9 protein-coding genes, 1 pseudogene and 1 riboswitch are annotated in these 12146 nt (G+C 48.0%); of the genes and pseudogenes, 1 reads left to right on the top strand and 9 read right to left on the bottom strand.

The features are described 5' to 3' along the window. From thiM to parE, 7 genes are all read right to left on the bottom strand, one after another. Window positions 1-825 (bottom strand): hydroxyethylthiazole kinase, encoded by an 825-nt coding sequence (gene thiM, locus ACRYI5_RS02515; protein WP_448224162.1) that lies wholly within the window; start codon window positions 823-825, stop codon window positions 1-3. Between the two features lie 84 nt (window positions 826-909). Further along, window positions 910-1014, bottom strand: a riboswitch (TPP riboswitch). 52 nt (window positions 1015-1066) lie between these two features. After that, on the bottom strand, window positions 1067-1591 hold the full coding sequence (msrA, locus tag ACRYI5_RS02520; RefSeq protein ID WP_407880454.1) for a peptide-methionine (S)-S-oxide reductase MsrA: 525 nt from the start codon (window positions 1589-1591) through the stop codon (window positions 1067-1069). Between the two features lie 2 nt (window positions 1592-1593). Then, window positions 1594-2076: a peptide-methionine (R)-S-oxide reductase MsrB gene (msrB, locus tag ACRYI5_RS02525; RefSeq protein WP_407880453.1), complete on the bottom strand. Its 483-nt coding sequence runs from the start codon at window positions 2074-2076 to the stop codon at window positions 1594-1596. 171 nt (window positions 2077-2247) lie between these two features. Further along, entirely contained in the window at window positions 2248-3171 is a 924-nt protein-coding gene (locus ACRYI5_RS02530; RefSeq protein ID WP_448224163.1) for a manganese-dependent inorganic pyrophosphatase, read from the bottom strand. Continuing rightward, a complete protein-coding gene (locus ACRYI5_RS02535) occupies window positions 3171-4163 on the bottom strand; it encodes a LysR family transcriptional regulator (RefSeq protein ID WP_448224164.1) in 993 nt (330 codons plus the stop codon). The genes ACRYI5_RS02530 and ACRYI5_RS02535 overlap by 1 nt, the downstream gene beginning before the upstream one ends. A gap of 320 nt (window positions 4164-4483) precedes the next feature. Then, window positions 4484-6937 carry a DNA topoisomerase IV subunit A gene (parC, locus tag ACRYI5_RS02540; protein ID WP_407880450.1) on the bottom strand — a complete coding sequence of 818 codons (2454 nt, stop codon included), beginning with the start codon at window positions 6935-6937 and terminating at the stop codon, window positions 4484-4486. A gap of 59 nt (window positions 6938-6996) precedes the next feature. Beyond that, on the bottom strand, window positions 6997-9072 hold the full coding sequence (parE, locus tag ACRYI5_RS02545) for a DNA topoisomerase IV subunit B (RefSeq protein ID WP_448224165.1): 2076 nt from the start codon (window positions 9070-9072) through the stop codon (window positions 6997-6999). Between the two features lie 296 nt (window positions 9073-9368). Here parE and plsY point away from each other — a divergent pair. Continuing rightward, a pseudogene (plsY, locus tag ACRYI5_RS02550) lies at window positions 9369-9971 on the top strand (glycerol-3-phosphate 1-O-acyltransferase PlsY); the annotation flags it as partial. Between the two features lie 269 nt (window positions 9972-10240). On the opposite strand, the gene ACRYI5_RS02555 reads toward plsY, so the two are convergent. Beyond that, complete coding sequence (locus tag ACRYI5_RS02555) at window positions 10241-11119, bottom strand: aldose 1-epimerase family protein (RefSeq protein WP_407880448.1); 879 nt, start codon at window positions 11117-11119, stop codon at window positions 10241-10243. A 20-nt stretch (window positions 11120-11139) separates the two neighbouring features. Next, window positions 11140-12117 carry a tyrosine recombinase XerC gene (gene xerC / locus ACRYI5_RS02560; RefSeq protein ID WP_448224166.1) on the bottom strand — a complete coding sequence of 326 codons (978 nt, stop codon included), beginning with the start codon at window positions 12115-12117 and terminating at the stop codon, window positions 11140-11142. Window positions 12118-12146 lie beyond the last annotated feature (29 nt).

Below are 12146 nucleotides of genomic sequence, written 5' to 3' on the forward strand. Positions count from 1 at the left end.
TTAGTCCTCCCCTAATTGAATAAATGGCGCAAGGTCGTTAGCGGTCACGCCACAGAGCGCATCTAATAGTCGAATCCCAAACGTTCCCGGTTGTCGCTCAGTTAATTGATGGTGCGTCACCGTCCAGGCGCCAATGGCCCCAAATAACGCGGTCCCTGTGGCAATTGCGGTCAACGGTTGGTCACTAACCGCAAGGAATGCACCGAGCGCACTGCTGAGCAGGTCGCCAGAACCAACGTGGGTCGCAAACAATGGCGTTCCGGCCCGGTTGATCACGACATGGTCGCCGTCCGTAATGATATCAATTGGTCCAGTCGCAACCACACAGCAGTGGTACTGTGCTGCAACCGCTTTGGCCGTTTCAATGGTGGTTGACAGGCCATTTTGGTTGGCTGCGTCAATTCCCCGCGTTACCGCCGTCAAGCCAGCAAGACTCGCAATTTCACCGGTGTTCCCACGAATGACGGTCGGTTGAACCATCGCCATTAAGTGATCAAACACCTGCCGTCGTTTTGGAAGATCAACGGCAACCGGATCAACAATCACCGGAACGTGGGCCGTGTTAGCGGCTTGGCCAAGGGCCTCCATGTGCGTGACTTGGGCTGGTGTCCATGTGCCAAGGTTTAGAACAACTGCATCGGCAATGGTCAGGAGATCCGCTGTTTCTTCAGGTGCACATGACATAATGGGCGACGCGCCGATCGCGCTTAGCGCATTGGCGACCTCGTTGACTGTGACAATGTTGCTAAGGTTTAAAACCACCGGCTGGTGCGCCCTAATGGTCATTAATAAGGCCGGGTCAACGGCTGTGAACTTGTTTGTCATTGTGACAACTCCTTTTAATTACACAAAAAGGGCGCTGAACCAGGATTAATGGTCCAGCGCCCCGCTCAATCGTACCTTAAAAACCCGGGTTGCTGACCACTTTCCTACGCAAGTGTAAACTTACAGGTTCAAAGGGTCCGGCAAGTTGCCATCTCAGTTCATCAATGATGAACCCCCCTAGTGGTGTTCGCTTATTCATTATTAGCATACAGATTAATTCTTGTGCCGTCAATTCAAGCCGTTACCGATCTTGCCACTGTCGCTTGATGAACGCACTTCGCCCACCCGCTTCTTCCATTTCAAAGCGGAGCGGATTCTTTTTGTAGAAATCCTGATGATAGTCCTCAGCTGGGTAAAATGGCTTGGCATCTTCGATCTGGGTCACAATCGGTTGATCAAACCGGCCAGACGCGGCAAGTGCTGCCTTAGACGCTTCTGCCACTGATCGCTGTTCGGAACCATTCACATAAATTACCGGACGATAACTGTCACCACGGTCTTGGAATTGACCCATGGCGTCAGTTGGATCCGTTTGTTGCCAGTAAATATCAACCAGTTGTTCATATGACATAACGGTTGGGTCAAACGTGATTTTGACGGCTTCCGTATGCCCAGTTGTGTGACTGGCGACTTGCTCATACGTTGGGTTGGCCACGTGGCCGCCAGTGTAGCCGGCGACAACACTGTGGATGCCCGGAACCGTGTCAAAGGGTTTAACCATGCACCAAAAACACCCGCCTGCAAAAATTGCTGTTTCTTCTGCCATCGTTAATCCTCCTGTTGGTGTGCTTGTTGGGAAACGTTAGGAAATTGACTGATGTAGTCAGTGTACCCCTGGGCCTCTAACTGATCTGCCGGGACAAAACGGAGGGCCGCAGAATTGATGCAGTACCGTAACCCACCGGCTGCGATCGGACCATCAGTAAAAACATGGCCAAGGTGTGAGTTAGCGTCGCGGCTCCGTACTTCAGTTCGTTCCATTCCAAATGATTGATCACGGTGTTCCTGAACGTTTTGTGGTGCGATTGGCTTTGTAAATGAGGGCCACCCACAACCAGCGTCATATTTATCCAGCGACGAAAACATGGGTTCACCACTCACAATGTCAACGTAAATTCCTGGTTTATCAAACGCGTCATACTGCCCAGAAAACGGGCGTTCCGTCGCACCCTCTTGAGTGACCGCGTATGCTTCCTTACTCAACCGTGCGAGTGCGTCTTTTTTATCTTGCATTTGCAATCCCTCCACCATAATTTAAATTAACCAACTGAAGTAATAAAACACTTACTTCTCGTAAGTCTATTTTCCACTTTTTGTGCAGTGGCGCAAGTAATTTGCTCAACGGAATCGTTAACTAACAAAAAACGGCACAAAACAGATCATTACTGATCCACTTTGTGCCGTTTAAACATGATTTGTGATTTAGAACGCTGCTTGCAATGGTGGGACAACTTGTTTCTTACGTGAAACAACACCAGGTAAACTAGCAGTGTGGTTGGTTAAGGTCGTGTTAAAGGCCTTTTCAACGATATCAGCTGGTTCACCCCAAACAAGCAACCGTGAGTCGCTGTCTAAGATGTTTGTCACTAACACTAAGAATAAGTCGTAGCCATTTTCTTTGGCATCAGCAGCCATGGCAGCTTCTAACTTATCTTGGCGGGCAAACACTTCGTCAAGGTCAACGGTATTGATTTGGTCGATCCGAACAGTCTTGCCACCCATGTCAAATGACTTGGCATCTTGTTCAACCAATTGCGCTTCTGACTTTGAAGCCAAGTTTGTGCCGGCCTTTAATTCTTCCAAACCGTATGTTTGGTAATCAATGTCAGCAATTTCAGCCAGGGCAATAACGGCGGCCCGGTCATCAGCAGTTGTTGTTGGTGACTTCAACAGTAATGTGTCAGAGATAATGGCCGACAACATCAAACCAGCCAATTGAGCCGGAATTTCAACCTTGGCTTCGTCAAACATTTTAACCAAGATCGTGCTGGTACAACCAACGGGTTCTGCGCGGTATGAAACCGGCTGTGCCGTTTGGAAGTTGGCGATCCGGTGGTGATCAACCACGTGGGTAACCGTTACGTCAGCTAAGTCAGCAACGCTTTGTTGCGCTTCATTGTGGTCGACCAGCATAACACTGTCAACTTCATTCGCAACGCTTGTCACGATCCGTGGTGTTGGTTCGTCAAAGTAGTTCAAGACAAACTGAGTTTCTTCGTTTGGTGTCCCTAAAGCAACTGCTTCTGTATCGAAGCCAAGGTGGTTTTGCAGGTATGAATAAGCCTTCGCTGCAACGATGGCGTCTGTATCAGGACTTTGGTGCCCGAAAATTAACTGTTTGCTCATTAGTTCTCTGCTCCTTCAGTGTGTTCACCGTATTTTCTATTGTGAATCTGCGTTAAGCGAGAAATGTAGTCTTGTTCATTCAAATAGGTTTCGAATGTATCAAGTAATTTCCCGACACGCGGAATCTCATCTTTATCTTTACGGAAAACGAACGCTAAGTCAAATTTAATTCCAGGTTCAAACTGAGCAGCGTACATGTCTGATTCTAATCCCTTAGCCAAGATGTAGCTGTTTGGTAAGGCAGTGTAGGCCCCTGTTTCAGCACTGAATTGGTAAATTTGGTCAGGCGTTGTGAAGCGCGCCACAGCATTTGGCAAGTCAACCATGGCATTCTTGTAGTTTTCACGCAATACTTGGTCTAAGTAGTACTCGCGTGGGTACGTTACCCAGACGTTGTTTAACGTGTCCTTTAACCGAATCTTTTTCCGTTCAGCCAGTTTTTGTTCGTGGTGAATGAATAAAAGATCTTCCGTGATGATCTTCTTTGACCGGTATGGCTTCCAGTTTTTGATGCTGTCATCTGGAAGGTACATGATTGCCAAATCGATCCGGTTATTTTCCAAACGGTCCCAGATTTCTTTTCTGGTCAACATATGGAAGTTGATCGTGATGTCTGGGTTGGCTTCGTAGTATTGAATGGCAAAGTCTTCAAAGACTGAGTATTCAATGGAAGCTAACAGACCGATGTTGATTTCACCAGAGTCAGCAGAGGTTGTTTGCTGAATTTCATCGGTTGCACGGTTCAACACGTCATAAATTTCATGAGTGGCGCCGAGCATGGTGTTCCCAGCTTCGGATAGCCGGAGCTTTTTCCCAACGGAGTAAAATAATGGTGCACCAACTGTCCGTTCCAGTTTTTTAATTTGTTGTGTTAAAGCCGGCTGTGTGATCCCAAGGATTTGGGCAGCTTGCGTATAGTTCATCGTTTCGGCTAATTGTAAAAAGTAGGTTAGCGTCTTTGATGAAAAAATCGTTTCTTGCTTATTTTTCATTGTGAAACCACCTTTCAAAGGATTTATTAATTGTTTTATTGGCCAAAACAAGTATAAAGTAAAACTTTTCGATACGATAATTGTACGCAAAAGTGGTCTACTCGTGCAAGTATTAGCTCCCGATCGCAATTATTTTTTAATAACTAGCCCCTAATTTTCCAAATGTGAAACTTTATGGCCCTTAACACACGGATGACCAAGGGTTTTTAATTAAAAAAAGTGTGCTCACAGTAATGTTAATACTGTAGCACACTTGGTTTTGAAGCGCTTTAAATCGTCCTGCTCAATTTATCTGCCTAATGGTTTACCCAAGCAAAACATTAATTCAAGACTAATTCTGCTTCACGACGCCGAATGGAGAGTGGTAACCCTTCCGTATCCACATCGATCACAAACGATCCATTTGAGTAACGTGCGTTCCGCTCGTGCTCAGCCGGTAAAACATCGTGGCGAACGCCGCGAGCCGTCACGATTTCGACGGGTGAAAGGGTTCGTTTTGCCAACGCAATGAAATCAATAATTTCATGCGGTGCTGTCTTCAACTCACGAAGGCACATCACCCCACGACGGGCCCGGCTGGTAACGGTCACTTCACTAACGGCCATTTTCTTTAGGGCACCGCGTTGGGTCACAATCATAACATCATCAGTTTCACTCACCAATTGACAGTTGACGACCTGATCACCGTCACGTAAGTCCATGGATTTAGCCCCGCTTGTCCGGGCACCTGTAGTCGGCACCTCAGCTAGATCAAAGCGCAAACCGTAGCCGTGTTGAGACATTAACATAACGGTCAGTGGGTCATCGCCGTCAACGTAAGCCACGTTAACGACCTGATCATCCGCCTGCTTCAGCTTTTCAAACATGCTGGCCCGTTTTTTATACGTCCGGCCTGGTAACAGGTCCATAAAGGCCGTTTGTTTGATCAAGCCGTGCCGCGTTGCGATAACAAACCGCCCGCTTTCCTTTAGGCTCTTAAACGTAAAGGCGGCCATTAGCTCTTCGTCATCCGCTAAGCCAATGGATTGCGAAATGTGTTCCCCAGTATCCTTCCACCGGGCATCCGCGACTTCGTGAACGGGGCGGTAGATTAAGTTCCCCTTGTTCGTAAAGATGAACAAGTGGTCCAACGTGGATACCTTTTCAAGCAAGATTGGGTAATCCTCGTCCTTTAGCCCATTATCATCCGTAACGGATGCTTGGTATGACCGTGGTGAACTACGTTTGATGTACCCATCGTGAGAGACCATCAAAACGACGTCTTCGTCAGCCACGGTGACCGTCCGGGCAACCTTTAATTCCTCAATCTGTGCCTCAATCTGCGTAAGCCGATCAGAACCAAAGGTCTTTTTAACGTCCTGCATCTGAAATCGCATGACTTTCCGCAAGGTTGCATCGTTGTCCAAAATGTCGGTCAACCGCGCAATTTCTTCCGTCAGATGATCATGCTCTTGTTGCAGTTCGGTCACATCGGTGTTCGTCAACCGGTATAACTGTAACGTAACAATGGCTTCAGCTTGAGGATCGGTGAAGGCATACTGGTCGATCAGGTTTTGTTTTGCGTCCTTCCGGTTTTTACTCCCCCGAATGGTCGCAATGACTTGATCCAGAATGGATAATGCTTTGATCAACCCTTCAACGATGTGTTGCCGCTTTTGGGCACGTTCAAGGTCAAAGTGCGTCCGTTTTGTAATGATTTCACGTTGGAAATCAATGTACGCCTGGAGGGCGGTCTTTAGCCCGATCCGTTCCGGCCGCATGTTGTGAATGGCCACCATGTTGAAATTGTAGGTGATTTGAAGATCCGTGTTTTTTAACAGGTAGTTTAAGATCCCCTGCGCATCCGCCCCAGACTTTAGTTCAACCGCAATGGTTAAGCCGTTCCGGTCGGATTCATCGCGAACTTCGACGATTCCCTCGACCTTTTTCATGATCCGAATTTCGTCCATCTTCTTGACCAACAGGGCCTTGTTGACTTCATACGGAATCTCGGTGATTTCAATTTCTTGTTTACCACCCTTAAGGGCCTTAATGGCAGTCTTAGAGCGGAGAACAATCTTACCAGCGCCGGTTTCGTACGCCTTTTTGATGCCGGCGACCCCCTGAATGATCCCCCCAGTTGGGAAATCAGGGCCCTTAACAAAGCCCATTAGATCATCAGTCGTTGCTTTAGGATGAGCCAGCAAGTAAATCAGGGCATCAATGACTTCCGTTAAATTGTGCGGGGGAATTTCGGTTGCATACCCTGCTGAAATCCCGCTCGCCCCGTTAACCAATAAGTTAGGGAACCGGGCTGGTAGAACAGTGGGTTCATTTTCTGTGTCATCAAAGTTCGGAACAAAATCAACCGTTTCTTTGTCGATGTCTTGCAACATCGTTCCAGAAATTTTACTCAACCGGGCTTCCGTATACCGCATGGCAGCCGGCGGATCGGCGTCGATCGACCCGTTATTCCCGTGCATCTCAATGAGGGGTGCACGGAGTTTCCAGTCTTGACTCATCCGCACCATGGCTTCATAAATTGATGAATCACCATGGGGGTGATAGTTACCCATAACATTTCCGACAGACTTTGCTGACTTCCGGAATGCCTTATCATACGTGTTGCCATCCTTGTTCATTGCATACAAGATCCGGCGTTGAACGGGTTTTAGCCCATCCCGAATATCAGGAAGTGCCCGATCTTGAATGATGGATTTCGAGTAACGCCCAAAGCGTTCACCCATCACATCTTCCAAGGTCAGTTCCTGAATGTGTTGTTCATTTTCAGCCACAAACGCGACTCCTCTCTCGCTAAGATTAACTCTGATTGCGTCCTACTGACACTTTTGGACTAGTCGGTCGGTTGGTCCCAAACGGTGATCGTTGGACCAGTGCTGGTTGAATCGGTTGATTCAGCGGTCAATGACACACTGTCAGTCGCTTCGGTATCTTCATCCACATTATGGGCGGAATTAACAGCCGCATTGTCTAAGATCGAACCGTCCTCTTCTAAGTTAAAGGCGACGTTTTCTTCAATCCACTTACGTCGTGGTTCAACTTTATCGCCCATTAAGGTCGTCACCCGCCGTTCAGCTAAGGCCGCGTCATCGATCCGCACCCGGATCAATGTTCTTGTGTGTGGGTCCATGGTCGTTTCCCATAGTTGGTCCGCGTTCATTTCCCCGAGCCCTTTAAACCGTTGGAGTGAGTAGCCACGGCCAATCTTCTTTTCCTTGGTTCCAAGCTCGGCGTCCGTCCAGGCGTATTCAATCTGCGTCTTTTTCCCAACTCCACGCTGAAGCTTATACAGCGGTGGTAAGGCAATGTACACCCGGCCAGCGTCGATCATTGGCCGCATGTACTTGTAAAAGAACGTTAACAAGAGGATCTGGATGTGGGCACCATCATCATCGGCATCCGTCATGATGATGATTTTGTCGTAGTTGGCGTCCTTGATGTTAAAGTCAGCCCCAACACCGGCACCAATCGTGTAAATCATGGTGTTGATTTCTTCATTTTTGACGATGTCTTGTAACTTAGCCTTTTCGGTATTCAAGACCTTCCCCCGTAGTGGCAGAATGGCTTGGAACTTCCGATCACGCCCTTGTTTGGCTGAACCACCGGCAGAATCACCCTCGACTAAGAATAATTCATTGCGTGATGAGTTCTTCGACTGTGCGGGTGTTAGCTTTCCAGAGAGGAGTCGTTCTTGACGACCCTTCTTCTTCCCGTTACGGCTTTCGTCCCGGGCCTTTCTAGCAGCTTCGCGCGCTTGGCGTGCTTGCAAGGACTTTCTGATGAGCATTTGGGCAAACTCCCCGTTCTCCATCAGGTAAAAGCCCAGTTGCTCGTTAATTACGTTATCGACGATTGTCCGCGCTTCGTTAGTTCCGAGCTTGTCCTTCGTCTGACCTTCAAATTCCAAAATTGCTTCTGGAATCCGCATAGAGATAACCACGGACAGCCCTTCCCGAACGTCGGAACCCTCAAGGTTTTTATCCTTGTCCTTTAACAGACCAACCTTGCGCGCGTACTCATTGAACGCCTTGGTCCAGGCTGAGCGTAACCCAGCTTCATGGGTCCCACCACCAGGTGTCCGCACGTTATTAACAAACGAAAGGGTCGTTTCCGAGTACCCATCGTTATACTGAGCGGCCACTTCAACTTCGACACCCTCTTTGTTTCCGTCAAAGTACATGACGTCACCCAGGGTGTCCTTGTCTTCGTTTAAGTAAGCGACAAATTCCTTGATGCCATCAGGGAAGAGGAACGTCTCCGTCCGCTCTTGATCAGCCCGTTCGTCTGTTAACGTTATCTTGACGTTTGTCAGCAAAAATGCTGATTCACGGAGCCGTTCTTCTAACGTATTAAAGTTATAAACGGTGGTTGTAAAGACGCTTGGGTCTGGTTTGAAGGAAACCGTTGTTCCGTTAGCCTCTTTGGTCTTGCCTAACTTCACAAGGGTTCCCACTGGTTGGCCACCGTTTTTAAAGTCTTCCTGGTATTTTTGACCGTCTTTCACGATGGTCACCGTTAACCATTCAGATAATGCGTTAACAACGGAAGAACCAACCCCGTGAAGACCACCAGAGGTCTTGTAGCTCCCCTCGTTAAATTTACCACCGGCATGGAGCACGGTGAAAATAACTTCGGGCGTTGGGATACCAGATTCGTGCATTCCCACTGGCATCCCCCGGCCATGATCGCGAACCGTGATCGAGTTGTCTGCATGAATGGTCACGTTGATCTCTTGACCAAATCCTGCTAAAGCCTCGTCAACCGCGTTATCCACGATTTCATAAACCAAGTGATGAAGGCCCCGGCCGTCGGTTGATCCGATGTACATCCCCGGACGCTTCCGAACGGCTTCGAGACCGTGTAAAATTTGAATGCTTGATGCGTTGTAATCCTCGGCTGATGAAGCCATGTCAACATCCTCTCTCAATTAGACTATCTAAATTAAAATAACACACAAACCGCGTTGGGGCACACTTAATTTTGTTAACCATCATTATTTCGCCATTAATGCGCCAATCATTAACCGCATTAGCGTGATTCATTTTAGCATAATACGAACAAACGTTCTACAACAAAAAAGACCGCATTCCCCCCAATCTGTTCGCATCATGAGCAATTCAACCATGATTTGCGGTGGATTTGGCAGCGGAGTGGCTTCATGATAAAATGAAGGGCATTAACTACGCTAACGTAAGGAAGTTGCTCATGCTTAAACTACTCATCATGCTCGTGGTTGCCTATTTACTGGGGGCCATTCCGACCGGCGTTTGGATCGGTAAACTATTCTTTCATAAGGACATTCGTGAGGAAGGTTCTGGAAATATCGGCACCACCAATACCTACCGGGTCCTTGGTAAAACGGCTGGAACGACGGTGATGGTCATTGATATCTGTAAAGGCGCACTGTCCACGCTGCAACCAGTGATCTTTGGGGCACCAGTCGTCCATGGAATTGTCATCAATGGGTTACTCATCGGCTTAGCGGCCATTCTTGGGAACACGTTCTCCATTTTTGACGGGTTCAAAGGTGGTAAGGCCGTGGCAACCAGTGCCGGGATTCTTGCTGGTTATAATTTCCCCTTTTTCCTCATCGCCTGTGTCATCTTTGCATCACTGGTTTACATCACCAGCATGGTTTCCGTTGCTTCGATGGCCGCATTAACAATCATTACATTCATATCCCTGTTATATCAAGACGGGATTTTAACCACTGTCGCCTTTGTGCTCACGTTGTTTATTATTTACCGTCACCGAAGTAATTTGGACCGCATTAAAACTGGGACGGAGCGGATGGTGCCGTTTGGCTTATACCGGCGCTACCGCCTCACCCATCCCATTAAGGTGCACGAGAAAGACGCACCCGCTGATTCTGATAAAAACGCTGCACCATCTGCGGCGTCTGAAAACCAAGTACCCACAGATAAGGCTACTGATGAGTCGTCCTCAGCGGCTAATCAATCATGATTGATGGAACTCGTCTGGATTGCCCGGACGAGTTTTTTTGATGCCTTAATTTGCACCAGAATAACGCCCATCGACATGTGTCGGTAGGCGTTATTTTTGCTCCAAATGTTTAGTTAAAAGAACTCTAATGCGTAATCTGCATTAAAGGTGGCTTGTGACGCAAGGTGATGGATTCCCGCCTTTGTGGCTAAATCGCCAGTGGCATCAATGGCATCCGCGATCCCCCACCATGGTTCAATGCAAACAAACGGCGCTTTTTGTGGAAACGGTGACCAGATGCCGACGTAATCGGCGTTAGCAAGTGTCATGGCAACCCCGTGTTCATTCACATCGGACGTCAACGTCAGCGTTGTTTCACGTTGATCGAGCTTTAGGATCTTAGCGTCATGTTCAAACAATGCGTGATCGAGCGTCACTGGGTGCGTAAAATCGAGGGTTGTTGGATGATTTTGGTCACTAAACGGCCCCACCAACTGGACCGACGGATATGTTTGCGCTGGACTTGCAGCAATCGTATAATCCTCAAATTCGCCAGTCTTTTGACCCAACGGAACGTTAAAGCCCGGATGCCCCCCAATGGAGAAATACAGCGGTTCCTGCCCGGGGTTAGCAACCCGGTATTCGACGCTAAGGTGGCGGTCTAACAGACTAAACAAGATGTCTAGTTTGAAGGCAAACGGATACTGTTCACGACTGGTCGCATCGTCCATTAACGTAAACGTCACACTCGTTGCTGTTTGGGCGGTAACCGTAAAATCACGATCCCGGGCAAACCCGTGTTGGGTCATTGAATAGGCTGTTCCTGCTACTTTGTACGTATCATCATGGAGCCGCCCAACAATTGGGAATAAGACGGGTGCGTGCCGTCCCCAAATGGTCTTATCTGCTTGCCACATGTATTCGGTTGCTGTCGCTTGATCGACAACACTAGTCAATTCTGCCCCATGCTCATTAATAAGAACCGTTAAAACATCATTTTTAAGCGTAATCATGAAAAAAGTTCCTCCCAAAATTAACTGTCTGAATCGGTGGGTCCTTGGTGGCCATGATCCACTGCTCGTGGAAAGAAATCGCGGTAGCTTTCCTGGAGTTTTTCCTTTGTAACGTGCGTGTAAATCTGAGTGGTGGAGAGACTACTGTGCCCCAACAGTTCTTGAACCGTCCGCAAATCCGCACCACCATTCAATAGTTGTGTCGCAAACGAATGACGGAGCATGTGCGGATGAATTGAGCCGGTGAGTGAACTTTTCTTCATCACTTGATTTAGCGCATACTCGATCCCTGCACTGGTCAGTGGTGCCCCCATGCGGTTTATAAACACTGAATCATGGTTCTGATGGTACTTGGCCATTAGGGGCGTTCGGCACTGCTCCTCGTAGGCAAGCAGTGCGTCAGCAGCGTAGTGTCCATAAGGGACGTAACGTTCTTTATCACCCTTCCCATGGACGAGAATCATGTGGGTTTCGCGATCAATATCGTGATAGGTCAACCCGGCGCATTCAGATACCCGCATCCCGGTTGCATACAGCATCTCCAGCAGCGCACGATCACGATACTGAAGTGGTTTATGTCCATCGCCACTAGCCGTTGTTAAGAGTTCATCAATTTCCTTGTCATAAAAAAACCGTGGCAAGCGTTCCGCGTGTCGTTTTAAATTCACGTACACAAACGGATTATCAGTCACTAAATCATTTTTGACCAGGAAGTTATAAAACGACCGCAATGAGGACACCTTTCGGGCAGTGGAGGCCCGGGCATAGTGTGCGTCATACAAGTGACTGAGGTACACGCGCACATCTAAGTGATCAATGGCTTTAAACGACGTGAAGCCGCCATTCGCCACTAAAAATGCCACAAATTCTGCGAGATCTTCACGATACGCCGTAATGGTTTTATCGGAGTACCGCCGTTCAACCTGGAGATATTCCAAAAATAAACGGACCCATTTATCAGCATCTGGTGACGCGGTTAACTGTGGTTGTTCTGACATCATAAAAACCCCCGTTAACTGCTACGTTA

It is taken from the genome of Furfurilactobacillus sp. WILCCON 0119, assembly GCF_053471565.1.